This is a genomic window from Caenimonas aquaedulcis (assembly GCF_015831345.1).
In the GTDB taxonomy this organism is placed as follows: Bacteria; Pseudomonadota; Gammaproteobacteria; order Burkholderiales; family Burkholderiaceae_C; genus Ramlibacter; species Ramlibacter aquaedulcis.
In genome coordinates this window covers 4,144,389-4,160,078 of the sequence record NZ_JADWYS010000001.1, presented here as the reverse complement: position 1 = coordinate 4,160,078, position 15,690 = coordinate 4,144,389, and the positions used below count along the sequence as shown (strand labels likewise).

The window sequence follows — 15,690 nt, the reverse complement described above, 5'->3', positions numbered from 1 at the left end:
ATCATAAATGGCCTCCCCGCACGGGCCCGCGCCTCAGGCGATCAGGAAGCGGTAAAAGTTGCGCAGCATGGACGCCGTCGCGCCCCAGATGAAGCGCTCGGTGTTGCCGTCCATGTACGGCATGGAAAACCAGTCGCGCCGGGCGCCGTTCCACTCGACGAAGTGACGCCGATGGTGCGCGGGGTTCATGAGGAATTCGAGGGGCACCTCGAACGCGTCGGCGACTTCGAAGGGATTGAGCGTGAGCGTGTGCGCCGGGTCCACCAGTGCCACCACCGGCGTGATGATGAATTGCGTGCCGGTGCGATAGGTCGGCATCTGACCCAGGACCTCGATGTAGCGCGCTTCCAGCCCGATTTCCTCCTGCGCCTCCCGCAGGGCCGTGTGCGACGCATCGGTGTCCGTGTCGTCCTGTTTGCCGCCAGGGAAGGCCACCTGTCCCGAGTGCGTGGACAGGTGCGTGGTGCGCTCGGTGAGGAGCACCGTCGGCTGGTCGCGCATGACGAGCGGGACCAGCACGGAGGCGAGCGCGGTCTTGCGCTCGCTGAAGCGGATTTCGCTGCGGATCTCCGGCTCCCAAGGCGGCGGCGACGCAAAGCGCCGGCGCAGGGCGTCTGCGGTGAGCGCCTCCGCCGGCACGCGCGCCAGGTGCGAATCGATCCCCACGACCGGCACCGTGCGCGGGTCGAAATCCGGCAGCTTGGACAGCGGCGTGTCGGGCGGGAGCGAAGCGTCGATGCGCATGGCGGTTGCAGGGCCCCAATGGAAAAAGCCGCCACCAGCATTGCGCTCGTAGCGGCTTTCGCTCGGGCCGGCGATTTACTCGGCGGCGGGAGCGGCCGGCTTGTTGCGGTGGGCCAGCTTTTCCTTGATGCGGGCCGACTTGCCGCTGCGGTCGCGCAGGTAGTACAGCTTGGCGCGGCGGACATCGCCGCGGCGCTTGACTTCGATGCCGGCGATCAGCGGGCTGTAGGTCTGGAACGTGCGCTCCACGCCTTCGCCGCTGGAGATCTTGCGAACCGTGAAGCCGCTGTTCAGGCCGCGATTACGCTTGGCGATCACGACGCCTTCGAAAGCCTGGGCCCGCTTGCGGGTGCCTTCGACGACGTTCACGCTGACGATCACCGTGTCGCCGGGGGCGAATTCGGGGATCTTCTTGCCCAGGCGGGCGATTTCCTCTTGCTCGAGGGTTTCGATGATGTTCATGGCTACCTTGGACTCGATCATGCTCGCGCTACTCAGATGGTGGCAACCAACGGATTGCCACGGCCGACAGAGGATCGAAAAGCCTTTGATTATAACAAGTTACGCGAGCTTGGCCAGCAGGGCTTCGTCGGCCTTGGTCAGCCGCCCGGCCGCCCTCGCCGCCGCGATCAGGTCGGGCCGCTGGCGGGCCGTGACCTCCAGGCGCCGGTCGCGGCGCCAGCGTTCGATCTGGACGTGGTGGCCGGACAGCAGCTCCGGCGGAGCCTTCATGCCTTCCCACTCCTCCGGCCGGGTGTAATGAGGGCAGTCCAGCAGGCCGTCGAGCGCCGGGTTGAAGCTGTCGAATTGGTGGCTGTCCTGGTCGCCCAGGACGCCCGGCTGCAGACGCGCTACGGCGTCCAGCAGCGCCATCGCCACGATTTCGCCGCCGGACAGCACGAAATCGCCAAGGCTGAGCTGGAGGTCCACGTACCGGTCGATGAAACGCTGGTCGATACCCTCGTAGCGGCCGCAAACCAGCACGGCGCCCTCGCTGGCCGACCACGCTTCCACGCCGGCATGGTCCAGGCGGGGCCCAGCCGGGGAAAACAGCACCACAGGGGCTGCATCCGCCCGCTCCGCGCGGATCGCGGCCAGGCAGGCCGCCAGGGGCACGCCCATCATGACCATGCCCGGGCCACCGCCGAAGGGTCTGTCGTCCACGCGCTTGTAGTTGCCTTCGGCGAAATCGCGCGGATTCCACAGGCGCACGTCCACCAGCCGGGATTCGTAGGCGCGGCGGGTCACGCCACTCACGAGGAATGGCGCGAACAGCTCGGGAAACAGCGTGACGACGTCGAACCGCATGGCGCGATCTTAGTAGTCGGCCTGCCAGTCCACCACGATGCGCCTGCCCGGCAGGTCCACGCTGTCGACGAAGGCGGACACGAACGGGATCATCCGTTCCTGCGGCTTGCCGTCCAGCTCGTACGCGAGCACCAGGACCGTTTGCGGGCCGGTGGACAAGAGCTCCCGCACCTGTCCCATGGGCTCGCCTTCGCGGTTGACCACGTCGAGGCCGATCAGGTCGACCCAGTAGTACTCGTCCGTCGCCGCCGTGGGGAAGCTGCCGCGGGAAACGAAGACCCTTGCCCCCCGCAGCGCCTCGGCAGCGTCGCGGTCATCGATCTCCTGCGCCGTGGCCACGATGGAGTCGGAGTGCTCCTTCGCCTCGCGCACGCGCAGGAGATGCGGCCCGGAAAAGGTCTTGGCGCCTCTTTCGGACGGCAGGAGATACCAGCGTTTGGAAGAAAAAAGCGCTTCGGGCGAAGCGCTGTGGGGCAGCACCTTGAACCACCCCTTGATGCCCCAGGCATCGGCGATGCGCCCGACTTCGACGGCGTCCGCCGGAAGTTCGGCGGGTTCGAGACCCGCTGGGCTCATCGCTGTGGGTCGACTCAGGCGGCCTTGGCAGCCGGGGCGGTCTTGTCGGCCGCCTGCTTGATCAGGCGCTCGACCGTCGGGGACGCTTGCGCGCCGACGCCGCGCCAGTACGTCAGGCGGTCCTGGGCGATGCGGATGCTTTCCTCGTTGTCCTTGGCGATCGGGTTGTAGAACCCGATACGCTCGATGAAGCGGCCGTCGCGGCGCACGCGCTTGTCGGCAACGACGATGTTGAAGAAAGGACGGGCCTTGGCGCCGCCGCGGGAAAGTCGAATGACGACCATGATTTATCCTTCGGGTGGAAGTGTGAATTCCTTCAGCGTTGAGACACGCGACATAGCCACCCGGCCAGCGACACGCTGAAAAGCCCACGATTATAACGTTTCCTGCCTATATGACCACGCTCCGCCCCAGTGAAGACCGGGATTTGCCCGCGATTACCGCCATTTACCGCCATCACGTCCTCCACGGCACGGGCACTTTCGAGACCGATCCGCCCAGCGAAGCGGACATGGCGGCGCGTCGCGCCGACGTGCTCGGCAAGGCCCTTCCCTACCTGGTGGCGGAAGACGGCGGGCAGGTCGTCGGCTTCGCCTACTGCCAGTGGTTCAAGCCGCGGCCGGCCTACCGGTTCTCGGCCGAGGACTCGATCTACCTGCATCCTGACGCCGCGGGCAAGGGCGTGGGCAAGGCCTTGCTGGCCGAGCTCGAACGCCAGGCCACGGCGGCCGGCATACGCAAGCTCATCGCCGTGATCGGCGATTCCGGCAACCTCGGCTCGGTGGGCGTCCACCGCGCGTGCGGCTTCAACCCGGTGGGCACCTTCAAGTCCTGCGGGTGGAAGTTCGGGCGCTGGCTCGACGTCGTCCTGATGGAAAAATTCATCGGCGAAGGCGACACGACGCCGCCGGACGCGGCCGCCGGATGAAGAACAAGACGCTGGCCGCGTGGCTCGCCTTCCTCGGGGGCCCGCTGGGCCTGCACCGCTTCTACCTGCGCGGCATGTCGGACCTCCTCGGCTGGCTGCTTCCCCTCCCGACCGCGCTCGGCGTCTACGGCATCGCCCGCGTGCAGCAGCATGGCCTGGACGACCCGTGGAGCTGGGTGCTCATCCCACTGCTCGGATTCACCATCGCCGGCTGTGCGCTGTTCGCGATCATCTACGGCCTCATGTCGCCCGAGCAGTGGAATGCGCGCTTCAACAGTGCGGCCGCCGCCGACGCACCGGCCGGCAGGACGAACTGGCTCACGATCGCGGCCGTCGTGTTGTCGCTGCTCGTGGGCACCACGGTGCTGATGGCAAGCATCGCCTACAGCTTCCAGCATTACTTCGAATACCAGATCGAGGAGGGCCGCAAGATTTCCCAGTGACGGCCGCGTTACCGCATCGTTCCATGCACAGGCGGCATTTCACGCCGGCCGTCGAGCGACCCTACAGTGGGATGTCCATCAACCCCAACCAGGAGTGCTGCCATGGACACGGCCCACAAGGCTGACGCCCAATCCATTGTGATCCGCCCCGCCGAACCCGAAGACGCCGCGCGCATTTCCGCGCTGCTCGGCCAGGCGGGCACCTTCGAAGGCCTGCTGCAGGCGCCCGATGCGCCACTCGCCTCGCGCCTCGAAATCCTGCAACGCGTCGATCCCATGAGCTGCAAGCTGGTCGCGCTCGCAGGCGACGAGATCGTAGGATCCGCGGGACTGCACGCCATGATGCCCAACCTGCGCCGCCAGCACACGCGGATGCTGGGCATCGGTCTGCGCGCGGACTGGCAGGGGCGGGGCATCGGCCGCAAGCTGCTGACGCGCCTGCTGGACTGGGCCGACAACTGGGCCGGCGTCCTGCGGGTCGAGTTGCACGTCCACGCGGACAACGATCGCGCGCGGGCGCTCTACGAATCGATGGGTTTCGTCGAGGAAGGCCTGCACAAGGCGTACGCGCTGCGCAACGGCCGCTACATCGACAGCTACTCGATGGCCCGCCTGCACCCCAACCCGCCCACGCTGCCCAACTGATCAGAAGAATCAGAAGATCTGGAGGCTGACCCAGTAGGCGATCCCGGCCACGAACGCGCTGGCCGGGATCGTGAAGATCCACGCCCACACGATGTTGCCCGCCACCCCCCAGCGCACCGCGCTCGCGCGCTGCGTCGAGCCCACGCCGACGATGGCGCCCGTGATGGTGTGCGTCGTGGAGACCGGAATGCCCAGCGCGGTGGCGAGAAAGAGTGTGAGCGCGCCGCCCGTCTCCGCGCAGAAGCCGTGCACCGGCTTGAGCTTCGTGAGCTTCTGCCCCATCGTCTTCACGATGCGCCAGCCGCCGAACATGGTGCCCGCGCCGATCGCCACGTAGCACGCGATGATCACCCAGCCGGGGGGCTTGTCCGCCCCGGGAATCGCGTGTCCGGTGGCAATGAGCAGCATCCAGATGATGCCGATCGTCTTTTGCGCATCATTTCCGCCGTGGCCCAGGCTGTACGCGCCGGCGGACACCAGCTGCAGCCGGCGGAACCAGCGGTCGATGCGTGACGGCGTGGCGCGGCGAAAGATCTGCGAGACCGCCACCATCATCAGCGAGCCGAGGATGAAGCCGAGGAGCGGCGACAGGAAGATGAACAGCACGGTCTTCCAGATGCCGGCCCCGATGAGCGCGCTGGCGCCGGACTTGGCCAGCACCGCGCCCACGATGCCGCCGATGAGCGCATGCGACGAACTGCTGGGGATGCCGTAGTACCAGGTGAGCACGTTCCAGGTGATCGCGCCGAGCAGCGCGCCGAACACGATGTGGGTATCCACCACGCCCGGCTGGACGATGCCCTTGCCCACCGTCGCGGCCACGCTCAGGTGGAAGACGGCGATGGCCACCAGGTTGAAGAATGCGGCGAACACCACGGCGGTGCTCGGGCGCAGGACGCCGGTGGACACCACGGTGGCGATGGAATTGGCCGCGTCGTGGAAGCCGTTCATGAAATCGAACGCGACCGCCAGCACCACCAGCATGATCACCAGCCACAAGGCTGCTTGCGTAGCTTCCATCTGCTTACGAATGCTCGAGGATGATGCCTTCGATGACGTTCGCCACGTCTTCGCATTTGTCGGTGATGGTCTCGAGCAGCTCGTAGATGGCCTTGAGCTTGATCAGCTCGCGAACGTCCGGCTCTTCCCGGAACAGCTTGCTCATGGCCGAGCGCATCACGCGGTCCGCGTCGGATTCGAGCTTGTCGATCTCCTCGCAGGTCTTGAGCGCCGCTTCCGCGGTCGCCGGGTCGGCGAGCTTGCCGATCATGTACACGGCTTCCTTCAGGCGGTCGCAGCACTTCACGCTGAGGTCGGTGAGGCGCGTGATCTCCTCGGTCATGAAGCGCACGTCGTAGAGCGCCATGGTCTCGGCCGAATCCTGGATCAGGTCGCACACGTCGTCCATCGTGTTGATGAGCTTGTGGATCTGGTCGCGGTCGATCGGCGTGATGAAGGTCTTGTGCAGCATCCGGTTGACGTCGTGCGTCACCCGGTCCGCCGCGCGCTCGGCGTTGTCGACGTCGCGGTTGTACTGCTCGCGCAGGTGCGGATCGTTGTAGTTGGCCACCAGCTGCGCGAATGCGCGCGCCGCCTCGACGATGCGGTCGGCGTGCTGGTTGAACATCTCGAAGAAATTGCCTTCTCGCGGCAGCAGCTTGCCGAACAGCATGCTTCGCTCCTGGTTGGGGATCGGTGGGGTTGCCGGGAGTGTAACTGGCGCCCCGTCGGCCGGCCGTCAGGCGCCGCGGAAGATGAAGAAGACCGCGCCCAGGATGCACAGGCCGGCCCAGAGGTAGTCCAGCTTCAGCGGCTGGCCCAGGTAGAACACCGAGAACGGCACGAAGACAGCCAGGGTGATGACTTCCTGGATGATCTTCAGCTGGCCGACGGAAAACCCCGCCTGCTGGAACCCGATCCGGTTCGCGGGCACCTGCAGCAGGTATTCCGCCAGGGCGATGCCCCAGCTGATCAATGCGGCGATGTACCACGGCGAGGTGGCGAGGTTCTTCAGGTGGCCGTACCAGGCCATGGTCATGAAGAAGTTGGAGGCGACCAGCAGCAGGATGGCCTGCAGCGAAAATGGGAGGGCCGAAAGCGTGTTCATGGCCAAATTATCGAGCGACACCCATGGTTGAGCCCCTGCTGCGCGTCCTGCACGAGGACGCGCACCTGCTCGCCTTCGACAAACCGGCCGGGCTCCTGAGCGTGCCCGGGCGCGGCCCCGGCAAACAGGACTGCCTGTCGGCGCGGGCGCAGGCCGCGTTTCCCGGCGCACTGGTCGTGCACCGCCTGGACATGGCGACTTCCGGACTCTTTCTCATGGCGCGCGGGGCGGCGATGCAACGGGCGCTGTCGCATGCCTTCGCGCAGGGACAGGTGGACAAGCGATACGAGGCGGTCGTGGCCGGCGACCTGCGGCAACCGGCGCAGACCGCGGACGGCTGGGCCCTCATCGACCTGCCGATCGCCGCCGACTGGCCGCGACGGCCGCTGCGGATCGTGGATGCGGCCGCCGGCAAGCCCAGCCGGACACGCTGGCGCGTCCTCGAGGCTGCGGCTGGCACCACGCGCCTCGAACTCGCCCCGCTCACCGGACGCACGCACCAGCTGCGGGTGCACCTGCAGGCCGTCGGGCACCCCATCCTCGGCGATGCGCTCTACGCGCCGCCGGAGGTCCAGTCGCTCGCCCCGCGCCTGCTGCTGCACGCCACCTCGCTGCAGTTCACGCACCCCGACACCGGCTCGCGTGTCGCGCTTTCCTGCAGTCCCGCGTTCTGACGGCTACGATCACCCCATGGACCGACACCTCACGATCATCACCGGGGCCTCGCGCGGCATGGGCCTGGCCATCGCGCAGCAGCAGCTCGCGGCGGGCCACGACCTCCTGTGCATCTCGCGCAAGACCAGCGACACGCTCGCCTCGCAGGCCGAATCGCTCGGCCGCCGCTGCGAGCAGTGGCCGCAGGACCTCGCGCGCGCGGAGACGGCCGGGGCGCTGCTGGACACCTGGCTCGCCTCGCAGGACGCGGCGCAGTTCGCATCCGCGACCCTCATCAACAACGCCGGCATGGTGCCGCGCATCGCGCCCGTGTCCGCCCTCACCGGCGCCGAACTGGCGGAGTCGCTGCGCATCAACCTCGAAGCGCCTATGCTGCTCACGTCCTCGTTCCTGCGGGGCACGCAGGCGTGGGCCGCGGCCCGCAAGGTGCTCAACATCTCGTCCGGCCTCGGACGCCGCCCCATGGGATCGCAGGCCGCGTACTGCACGGGCAAGGCCGGCATGGACCACTTCACGCGATGCGTGGCGCTCGAAGAGGCGGCACGCAAGAACGGCGCGAAGATCGTCTCGCTCGCCCCGGGCGTGATCGACACGGACATGCAGGTCCACCTGCGCAGCGCGGACGCCAGCCAGTTCCCGGACCTCGGCAATTTCGTCGGCATGAAGGACAAGGGCATGCTGAGCGCACCGGCCGACGCCGCCGCGCGCATCATCGCCTTCCTCGCGCGGCCCGACTTCGGCACCCAACCCGTGGCGGACGTGCGCGACCCATGAGCGGCACCGTCCCGGCTCCCACCGATTTCGAGCAGCGCCGCCTTTCGCGGCTGCGCCTGCTCAACGTGCTGGACACGCCGCCCGAGCCGGTGTTCGACGCGCTGGTGCGCATCGCCGCCTCCATCTGCGGCACCCCCATCGCGCTGGTGAGCCTGATCGATACGGACCGCCAATGGTTCAAGGCCAACCTGGGCCTGGAAGGCACGCCCGAGACCCCGCGTGCCGTCGCGTTCTGCGACCACACCATCCGCGGCGACGAGGTGATGGAGATCGGCGACGCGACGACGGACGCGCGCTTCCGGGAGAACCCGCTCGTCACGGGCGACCCGAACATCCGCTTCTATGCCGGCGCCCCCATCGTCATGCCCACGGGCGAGCGCGTCGGCTCGCTGTGCGTCATCGACCGCGAACCGCGCGAGCTGAGCCCTTCGCAACGCCGGAACCTGGCCGATCTCGCGGTGGTGGTGCAGTGGGCGCTGACGCGGCGCGAGCGCAACCACGACCTGACGGTGGTCGAACTGCTGTCCAGCGTGCTGGAGAACATTCCCTGCGGCGTGGCCGTGTTCGACGCGGGACTGCGGCTGACGGCCCACAACCGGCAATTCCCGCAGCTGCTCGATTTTCCGGAAAGCCTGTTCTCGTCTTCCGAGCCGCGCTTCGAGGACTTCATCCGCTACAACGCGCAGCGGGGCGAGTTCGGGCCGGGCGATGTCGACACGATCGTCGGCGACATCGTGAAATGGGCGCGCGATCCGGCGCCCCACCACACGCAGCGCACGCGGCCCGGCGGTGCCACGCTGGAAATCCGCGGCGCGCCGATGCCGGGTGGCGGGTTCGTCAACACCTACATCGACGTCTCGCCGGCCAAGGCTGCCGAACTCGCGCTGCGCGAGAGCGAGGAGCGGCAGGCCCGCGCCCTCGATGCGTCGCGGCTCGCCCTGTGGGACCTCCATGTGGCAAGCGGCAAGCTGTACCTGTCCGCGAACTGGTCCGAGATGCTGGGCGGCGCCAAGGAATCGATGGTGACGACGCTGCAGGCCCTGATGGCGCGCGTCCCGCCCGAAGAGCAGGAACTCGTGTCGCAGGCGTTCGGTGCCGTCCTGAAAGGCACGCGGGACACCTACTCGGTCGAGCACCGCGTGACGCGCGACGACGGCAGCACCTGGTGGATCCGCAGCGAAGGCAAGGTCACGCAGCGCGATGCGCAGGGCCGTGCGCTGCAGATGACGGGAACCAACCAGGACATCAGCGCGCGCAAGGCCATCGATGCCGAGCTCGAACAGGCGCGGCTCGCGGCCGAGGAAGCCAACCGCGCCAAGACCGACTTCCTGCACAACGTGAGCCACGAGATCCGCACGCCGCTCAACGGCGTGATCGGCATGACGCGCATGCTGCTCTCCGAGAACCTCACGCCGCGCCAGCGCCAGTATGCGGAGCTCGCGAACACCAGCGCGTCGTCGCTGCTGGGCCTCATCAACGACCTGCTGGACCTCGGCAAGATCGAGGCGGGAAAGCTGGAGCTCGAGGAAGTGTCCTTCGACCTGCACGCGCTGCTCGGCGAGGTCGGGCAGCTGTACCGCCTCTCCGCGCGCGAGAAGGATCTGGCCTTCTCGCTCGACATCGCGCCCGGCGTGCCGGCCCAGGTGACGGGCGATTCGGGGCGGCTGCGCCAGATCCTCAACAACTTCCTGTCGAACGCGCTGAAGTTCACCGCTGCCGGCGGCGTCGCACTCGGGGTGGCGCGCGCCGGGTCAGGCGCCATGCTGCGCTTCACGGTGAGCGACACCGGCGTGGGCATCCCGGCCGCCGTGCAGCACAAGCTGTTCGACCGCTTCACGCAGGCCGACACCTCGACCACGCGCAAGTACGGCGGCACCGGACTGGGCCTCGCGATCGTCAAGCGCCTGTGCGAGCAGATGGGCGGCAGCGTCCGCCTCGACAGCAGCGAGGGACGGGGCTCCACCTTCACATGCGACCTTCCCCTGGCCGCGGCGGCTGCCGCCCAGTCGCTGCCGGCCGCGGCCCGGCCGCTGGAGCCCCCAACGGGCCGGGCGCTGCGCATCCTCCTGGCCGAGGACAACCCGACGAACCAGCTCGTCGCGCAGGGCATGCTCGCGCTGGCCGGCTACCACGACGTGACGACCGTCGAGGACGGCCAGCAGGCCGTGGCCGCGGTGGAGCGCGGCGGCATCGACATCGTGTTCATGGACTGCCGCATGCCGCGCCTCGACGGCTACGAGGCGACGACCCGGTTGCGGGAAGCGGGACACACGCTGCCCATCATCGCGCTCACCGCGAACGCGACGGCCGACGAACGCGAGCGCTGCCTGGCCCACGGGATGAACGACTTCCTTTCCAAGCCGATCGACGAAGCGAAACTTGCGGACGCCATCGCGCGCTGGGCTTCCGGCACGCCCGTGGCGGCTCCGACTCCCTCCCCCGAAGCGCCCGCAAGTCGCGCGCCGTTCAGCCGCGCGGCGGCGCTGGAGCAGTTGAGCGGCGACGAGGAACTGCTGGCGGTCGTCCTCGCATCCTTCCGCCAGCATGGCCCTGCCCTGCTCACGAAAGCGAGCGAAGCCCTCGCCGCGCAGGACGCGAAGGCCTTGCACCGCCACCTGCATTCGCTCAAGGGGTCCGCCGGCACGCTCGGGGCGAAGTCGCTGGCCGACCTCGCGAAAGCGCTCGAGGCGCTGGCCGCGGACGGCCGCATGAACGACGTTCAGGCCCGCCTGGGAGAGCTCGAGAGCGCGCTCGCCGATTTCCTCGGCGCGGCTGCTTCCTGGTAGCGCTCAGGCGCCCTGGAAGCCGCCCGCGCGCAAGGTGATCACCAGCGTGTCGCGGTGCGCCTGCTCGCCCACCGGCTGGATGGGCGTCGATTCATGGATGACGCGCTCGTCGTCCAGCAGCAGCAGGCTCCAGGGCTCGGTGAGGGTGAAGCGCTGGCCCGCCGGTCCTTGCGCCTCGAAGACACGCGTCTCGCCGCCCTTGATGTTTTCCCGCGCCACGAGGAACACCGCGACGAGGTCCACGCCGTCGCGATGCGCGCCTTCGGGCGTCGGCCTGCCGATGCCGCCCTCGGTGTCGATGCGGAACTGGTGCGCCTCCACGAACCATGGCGTGTTCCCTTTGAGCGTGGACGAGATCCGCGCCAGCGCGCGCAGCAGGCCGTGCCAGGCCGGCGCAGCCACCACCTGCGGCTCCATCGGTTCGAACCAGCGCTCCATACCGCCGTGCAGCGCGTTGTATTCCACGGGCTGCCAGTGCGCGCGGTGAGGGGCCTGCGTCACCGCATCGCCGTCGACGACGAAACACGAGTGCCGCCGCTTGCGGTAATGGCCCCCGTCCTTGAGGTAGTTGTCCGATGCGAGCCGGTCCCAGGAGGGGCGCAGCGCCATCAGCTGCGCGAGGTCGCAGCCGGCCAGGTGCGCGACCGCCGACGGGCTGAGCATCGCGTAGCCCTGCTGCCGCAGCAGCACCGGCACCTGGTCGGGGTAGGTGTAGGCAGGCGTGAGGATCATGCGGCGAGCATATCAAGCGGCCGGAGCCTGCCCAGGATGGTGGGCAGGAATTCCGCCACGGTCGGATGGATGGGCAATGCTTCCTTCATCACCCGCCAGCTCGCGCCCGTGGCCATGAAATGACTGATCACCTGGATGATCTCGTCGGCGTGGATGCCGACCATCGCCGCGCCGACGAATCGGTCCGTATCGGCGTCGACGAGCAACTTCACGAGGCCCGCGGTCTCGCTCTCCTCCTTCGCGCGGCTCACGTCCTTCATGTCGAAGGCCGCCTCCAGGATGCGCTTGCCGCTCGCGCGCGCCTCCGCCTCGGACATCCCGACGCGGCCGAGCGGCGGGTCGGTGAACATCGCGTAGGCCATGATGCGGTCGTCCGCGCTGCGATGCCCGCCGTCGTGGTTCGCCAGGACGATCTCATGGTCGTGGTAGCTCGTATGCGTGAACGCGCCCCGCTTGTTGATGTCGCCCAGCGCCCAGATCCCCGGCACGTTCGTCTCCAGCCGCCCGTTGGTCGGAACGAAGCCGCGCGCGTCCTTCTCCACGCCCACCGCGTCGAGGTTCAGCCGCTCGGTATTGGGCAGGCGCCCCGTCGCGACCAGCAGGTGCGAGCCTTCGACGCGCCGCTCCCCGACCTGCAGGACGATGCCCTCGCCGGCCTTGTCGGCCCTCGTGACGGGAGCGCCGGCCAATACGGTGATGCCCTCTTCCGCCAGGAACGACGCGATGCACGCCGAGACCTCCGCGTCCTCGCGGCTGGTGATCCGCGACCCGGTTTCGATGACGGTCACCTCGCAGCCGAGCCGCCGGAAGATCTGCCCCATCTCCAGCCCGATGTAGCTGCCGCCGATGACGACCAGGTGCCGCGGCCGCTCGCGCAGCTTCAGGAGCGACACGTTGTCCAGGTGGGCGACGGCGTCGAGGCCCGGGATCGACGGGATGAAGGCGCGCGTGCCGGTGTTGAGGTACACCCGCTTCGCCCGCACCGGCTGCTCCCCCGCCAGCAACTCGAACCAGTCGCCGCTGCGGCCCACGAAAGAGCCCCAGGCGCGCAGCAGCGTGATGTGGCGTTCGCCGGCGATCCAGCTTTCCAGCGAGCCGCGCGCCGCATCCACGCGCAGCTGCATGCGATCCATCGCCGCCGCAAAATCGACCTCCACCGCGCCGACGTGCACGCCGAATTCCGCGGCGCGCCGGGCCATGTGCGCCACGCGCGCGCTCTTGCGCAGGGTCTTCGTCGGCGTGCAGCCGTTGTTGACGCAGGTGCCGCCCACCTCCGCGCCCTCGATCAGCACGACACGCTCGCCGCGCTGCGCGAGCGCCACGGCCAGCGAGGGCGCGGCTTGTCCCGAGCCGACGATCGCCGCGTCGACTTCCAATGGCTGGACCATGGGACTCTCCTCGAAAAGCTAGGGGGCGACCTTCACGCCCTTCCAGAATGCGACGCGGTCCCTGACCATCTCCGCTTCCGGTTTGGGCGTCGGGTAATACCAGACGGCGTCGGCATTCATCTCGCCGTTCACCAGCAGCGAGTAATAGCTCGCCTCGCCCTTCCACGGGCAGGTGGTGTGATGGTTGCTGAAGGTGGTGAACTCGCGCTTGAGCGAACTCGCGGGGAAGTAATGGTTGCCTTCCACCACCACGGTGTCGTCGCTCTCGGCCACGACGGTGCCGTTCCAGGTTGCTTTCATGCGTTCACTCCGGTGCGTGCAGCCAGTGCACGCTGAAAAGATGGTCGGGGTCCGTCCACACCGGGCCAGGCCTGAACCCGGCGCGCGACGCCAGCGCGCGCAGCGAGTCGATCGTGAACTTGTGCGAGTTCTCGGTATGCAGGCTGTCGCCTTCCTCGAACTCGTACCACTCACCGCCGAGCGCCACGCGCTGCCGCTTGCGGCTGACGAGATGCATCTCGATGCGCCGGTGCGGCGCGTTGTAGAACGCGCCGTGCGCGAACTGGGCGAGGTCGAAGCGCGTGCCGAGCTCGCGGTTCGCGCGCGCCAGCAGGTTGAGGTTGAACGCCGCAGTGACGCCTTGCGAATCGTTGTACGCGGCGTGCAGCACCGCCGGGTCCTTGACGAGATCCGCGCCGATCAGCAAGGCGCCGCCGCGCAGGACCTGCGCCGCGGACGTGAGGAAATGCAGCGCTTCCTCCGGCGCGAAATTGCCGATCGTGGAGCCGGGGAAAAACCCGACGCGCCGACCCGCGTCGGGCGGTTGCGCGGGCAGCAGCAGGCGCTGGGTGTAATCGGCGGCGACGGGCCGCACTTCGAGGCCCGGGTAGTCGCGCTGCAGCAGCGCCGCGGAGTGCGCGAGGTGTTCGCCCGAAATGTCGATGGGCAGGTAACGCGCGGGCCGGTCCATCGCGTCCAGCAGCAGCCGCACCTTGCGCAGCGAACCGGCGCCGAATTCGACGATCTCCGCCTGCGGCCCCATGTGCGCCGCGATGTCGGGCGCGTGCCGCGCGAGGATGCCGAGCTCGGTGCGGGTCGGGTAGTACTCCGGCAGCTCGCAGATGCGGTCGAACAGGCGCGAGCCCTCCGCGTCGTAGAAGTATTTGGGTGAAATGCTGCGCGGCCGGTTGGCCAGCGCGCGTGCCAGGTCGTGCGCGAACTCGCCCGCGGGCGACACCCGCTCGTCATTGCCCGCCTCCGCGGCATGGCTGGATTGCACTTCGATCATCGAACGCGTCAGCATGCGCCGGCCTCCTTCGCGAGGCGCAGCCCGCTGAATTGCCACCGTGCACCCGGCGGGAAGAAATTGCGGTAGGTGGGCCGGGCATGGCCCGCCGGTGTCGCGAGGCTGCCGCCGCGCAGCACCTGCTGGCCCACCATGAACTTGCCGTTGTATTCGCCCACCGCGCCCGCGAAGGGCCGGAAACCCGGGTACGGGTCGTAGGAGGAGCGCGTCCACTGCCACGCATGCCCCGTCATCTGCGTGATGCCGGGCAGCTCCCATGCGGCTTCCCATTCGAATTCGGTCGGCAACCTCGCGCCGGCCCATTCGGCATAGGCCGCGGCTTCGTAGAAGCTGAGCTGCGTCACGGGCGCCGCCGCATCGAGCGCCTGCGCGCCGTGCAGGCCGAACACCTGCCAATGCGAGACCGGCGCGCGCACGTCGCCGGGCGCGATCCAGTAGGCCGGCGCCTTCCAGCCGCCGGCCTGCACGGCCGCCCAGCCGTCCGACAGCCAGAGCGACGCCGTCTCGTAGCCGCCGTCGGCGATGAACTCCGCGAAGTCGCCGCAGGTCACCAGCCGGTTGGCGATGCGGTACGGCGCGAGCAGCACGCGATGCCGCGGTGTTTCGTTGTCGAAGGCGAATGCGTCGCTGCCGTGCCCCACCTCCACCGTTCCGCCCGGGGCGTCCAGCCACTGCAGCGCCGGCAGGGGCGTCGCCAGGTGCAGGGCCCGCGCAGGGGCCGGCTGGTAGGCCGGCAGCAGGGGATTGCAGGACAGCGCATGCAGGATGTCCGTGAGGATGAGTTCCTGGTGCTGCTGCTCGTGGTTCAGGCCGAGTTCCACCAGCGGCGCGGCGGCCTGCCAGGCGGCGCCGCGCGACTCGCCGATGAACCGGGACATGGCGGCATCCACGTGGCGCCGGTACGCCAGGATCTCATCGTGCGAGGGGCGCGTGAGCAAGCCGCGCTGCGGACGCGGATGCCGCGGGCCGAGCGATTCGTAGTAGGAATTGAAGAGGTGGAAATAGCGCGGGTTGAAGGGGACGTAGCCCGGCTGGTGCGCAGCGAGGATCACCGCTTCGAAGAACCAGCTGGTGTGCGCCAGGTGCCATTTGGTCGGGCTGCAGTCAGGCATGGACTGCACGCACTGGTCCTCCGCGGACAACGGGGCGGCAAGCGCCAGCGTGTGCGCACGCACTTCGGCCAGACGGTTTTTGAGGGAATCGCGCCACTCATCGGCACGGCAGTCCGGCGAGGCGGACAGCGCAGTCACGGGCATAGGCTTGGGCTCCAATCTCCAA

General features: G+C 68.5%; 19 protein-coding genes. 6 read left to right on the top strand and 13 right to left on the bottom strand.

From position 1 onward, the window contains the following. Positions 1–33 precede the first annotated feature (33 nt). The 5 genes from I5803_RS20130 to rpsP form a co-directional block, all read right to left on the bottom strand. The gene (locus I5803_RS20130) at positions 34–744 is read right to left on the bottom strand and encodes a CoA pyrophosphatase (protein WP_196988090.1); all 711 of its coding nucleotides are present in this window, start codon (positions 742–744) and stop codon (positions 34–36) included. A gap of 75 nt (positions 745–819) precedes the next feature. Then, a complete protein-coding gene (gene rplS, locus I5803_RS20125; protein WP_196988089.1) occupies positions 820–1,206 on the bottom strand; it encodes a 50S ribosomal protein L19 in 387 nt (128 codons plus the stop codon). 99 nt (positions 1,207–1,305) lie between these two features. After that, positions 1,306–2,052, bottom strand: a complete 747-nt coding sequence (gene trmD / locus I5803_RS20120) for a tRNA (guanosine(37)-N1)-methyltransferase TrmD (protein ID WP_196988088.1) — start codon at positions 2,050–2,052, stop codon at positions 1,306–1,308. Between the two features lie 9 nt (positions 2,053–2,061). Then, positions 2,062–2,628, bottom strand: a complete 567-nt coding sequence (gene rimM / locus I5803_RS20115) for a ribosome maturation factor RimM (protein WP_196988087.1) — start codon at positions 2,626–2,628, stop codon at positions 2,062–2,064. 14 nt (positions 2,629–2,642) lie between these two features. Then, positions 2,643–2,912 carry a 30S ribosomal protein S16 gene (gene rpsP, locus I5803_RS20110; RefSeq protein WP_196988086.1) on the bottom strand — a complete coding sequence of 90 codons (270 nt, stop codon included), beginning with the start codon at positions 2,910–2,912 and terminating at the stop codon, positions 2,643–2,645. Positions 2,913–3,022: 110 nt separating this feature from the next. On the opposite strand from rpsP, the gene I5803_RS20105 reads away from it, so the two are divergent. From I5803_RS20105 to I5803_RS20095, 3 genes are all read left to right on the top strand, one after another. Next, entirely contained in the window at positions 3,023–3,556 is a 534-nt protein-coding gene (locus tag I5803_RS20105; RefSeq protein ID WP_196988085.1) for a GNAT family N-acetyltransferase, read from the top strand. Next, positions 3,553–3,999 (top strand): TM2 domain-containing protein, encoded by a 447-nt coding sequence (locus I5803_RS20100; RefSeq protein ID WP_196988084.1) that lies wholly within the window; start codon positions 3,553–3,555, stop codon positions 3,997–3,999. The genes I5803_RS20105 and I5803_RS20100 overlap by 4 nt, the downstream gene beginning before the upstream one ends. Positions 4,000–4,101: 102 nt before the next feature. Next, positions 4,102–4,644, top strand: coding sequence for a GNAT family N-acetyltransferase (locus I5803_RS20095; RefSeq protein ID WP_196988083.1), 543 nt, complete (start codon positions 4,102–4,104; stop codon positions 4,642–4,644). 9 nt (positions 4,645–4,653) lie between these two features. Here the strand turns inward: I5803_RS20095 and I5803_RS20090 are convergent, their stop codons facing one another. The 3 genes from I5803_RS20090 to I5803_RS20080 all read right to left on the bottom strand — a co-directional run bounded on the left by I5803_RS20090 (position 4,654) and on the right by I5803_RS20080 (position 6,751). Beyond that, positions 4,654–5,664 (bottom strand): inorganic phosphate transporter, encoded by a 1,011-nt coding sequence (locus tag I5803_RS20090; protein ID WP_196988082.1) that lies wholly within the window; start codon positions 5,662–5,664, stop codon positions 4,654–4,656. Between the two features lie 4 nt (positions 5,665–5,668). Beyond that, positions 5,669–6,316, bottom strand: a complete 648-nt coding sequence (locus I5803_RS20085; RefSeq protein ID WP_196988081.1) for a DUF47 domain-containing protein — start codon at positions 6,314–6,316, stop codon at positions 5,669–5,671. Between the two features lie 66 nt (positions 6,317–6,382). Beyond that, positions 6,383–6,751: a DMT family protein gene (locus tag I5803_RS20080; protein WP_196988080.1), complete on the bottom strand. Its 369-nt coding sequence runs from the start codon at positions 6,749–6,751 to the stop codon at positions 6,383–6,385. Positions 6,752–6,774: 23 nt separating this feature from the next. Between I5803_RS20080 and I5803_RS20075 the strand changes: the two genes are divergently transcribed. Genes I5803_RS20075 through I5803_RS20065 form a run of 3 tightly spaced genes read left to right on the top strand, consistent with a single transcriptional unit; the run spans position 6,775 to position 10,986 of the window. After that, the gene (locus tag I5803_RS20075; protein ID WP_196988079.1) at positions 6,775–7,425 is read left to right on the top strand and encodes an RluA family pseudouridine synthase; all 651 of its coding nucleotides are present in this window, start codon (positions 6,775–6,777) and stop codon (positions 7,423–7,425) included. Between the two features lie 16 nt (positions 7,426–7,441). Then, the gene (locus I5803_RS20070; protein WP_196988078.1) at positions 7,442–8,200 is read left to right on the top strand and encodes an SDR family NAD(P)-dependent oxidoreductase; all 759 of its coding nucleotides are present in this window, start codon (positions 7,442–7,444) and stop codon (positions 8,198–8,200) included. Then, the gene (locus tag I5803_RS20065) at positions 8,197–10,986 is read left to right on the top strand and encodes a PAS-domain containing protein (protein WP_196988077.1); all 2,790 of its coding nucleotides are present in this window, start codon (positions 8,197–8,199) and stop codon (positions 10,984–10,986) included. The genes I5803_RS20070 and I5803_RS20065 overlap by 4 nt, the downstream gene beginning before the upstream one ends. A gap of 3 nt (positions 10,987–10,989) precedes the next feature. Here I5803_RS20065 and I5803_RS20060 read toward each other — a convergent pair whose 3' ends face one another. The 5 genes from I5803_RS20060 to egtB are packed head-to-tail and all read right to left on the bottom strand — an operon-like array spanning position 10,990 to position 15,668. Further along, positions 10,990–11,718, bottom strand: coding sequence for a 2OG-Fe dioxygenase family protein (locus I5803_RS20060; RefSeq protein ID WP_196988076.1), 729 nt, complete (start codon positions 11,716–11,718; stop codon positions 10,990–10,992). Continuing rightward, the gene (locus tag I5803_RS20055) at positions 11,715–13,106 is read right to left on the bottom strand and encodes a mercuric reductase (protein WP_196988075.1); all 1,392 of its coding nucleotides are present in this window, start codon (positions 13,104–13,106) and stop codon (positions 11,715–11,717) included. The genes I5803_RS20060 and I5803_RS20055 overlap by 4 nt, the downstream gene beginning before the upstream one ends. 18 nt (positions 13,107–13,124) lie before the next feature. Then, positions 13,125–13,406 (bottom strand): DUF427 domain-containing protein, encoded by a 282-nt coding sequence (locus I5803_RS20050; protein WP_196988074.1) that lies wholly within the window; start codon positions 13,404–13,406, stop codon positions 13,125–13,127. 4 nt (positions 13,407–13,410) lie between these two features. Next, complete coding sequence (egtD, locus tag I5803_RS20045; protein WP_196988636.1) at positions 13,411–14,394, bottom strand: L-histidine N(alpha)-methyltransferase; 984 nt, start codon at positions 14,392–14,394, stop codon at positions 13,411–13,413. 8 nt (positions 14,395–14,402) lie between these two features. Next, positions 14,403–15,668 carry an ergothioneine biosynthesis protein EgtB gene (egtB, locus tag I5803_RS20040; RefSeq protein WP_196988073.1) on the bottom strand — a complete coding sequence of 422 codons (1,266 nt, stop codon included), beginning with the start codon at positions 15,666–15,668 and terminating at the stop codon, positions 14,403–14,405. Between the last annotated feature and the right edge of the window lie 22 nt (positions 15,669–15,690).